At 58.1% G+C, this 571-nt stretch carries 1 protein-coding gene; it reads right to left on the bottom strand.

The window, feature by feature from the left end; all coding sequences use genetic code 11:
* Positions 1-571: AAA family ATPase (locus J5224_RS34350; protein ID WP_264629306.1), on the bottom strand; the 571-nt coding region annotated here is incomplete at both ends.

The raw sequence follows: 571 nt of genomic DNA, 5'->3' as shown, positions 1-571 counted from the left end.
GATAGCCGACGCGCGTGCTTGTAACGCGTCCAATGCCAGCTTTACGGCTTTATGCCGCTCATAGATGCGGCTGGAGATCTCGCCATAGATCACCGTACCGGTCAGCTCTTCCAGCAGTTCTGCGCGTTTGTTCTGTTCGGCGTTGAGGAAGGCGGCAAATTGCCCCTGTGAGAGCATCATCGAGCGGGTAAAACGCTCAAAGTCCAGCCCGGTAATACGGACGGTGTAAGCCAGCTTTTCGGACAGTTTTTGCGTGAGGATCTTGCCGTCTTCGATCAGCGCCAGTTCGGCTTTCGGGGTTTGCAGGTTGCCATCCGCCGCATCTTTGGCGCGGCGTTGGCTCCAAAATGCGCGATAGCCGACGCCTTTGACCTCAAATTCCACCTCGGCCAGACAGTCGGCGGTGTTACGCGTCATCAGCTCGTTCTGCGTGGCGGAGAGCGTATTCAGTCGCGGCGTCTGGTGATACAGCGCAAGACAGATGGCATCCAGCAGCGTGGTTTTACCCGCGCCGGTTGGGCCGGTGATGGCAAACAGCCCGTTGCTGGCAAACGGCTCCTGCGTGAAATCA

The sequence above is a fragment of the Candidatus Symbiopectobacterium sp. NZEC135 genome (assembly GCF_025962695.1).
This window is presented reverse-complemented; position numbering and strand designations above follow the sequence as displayed.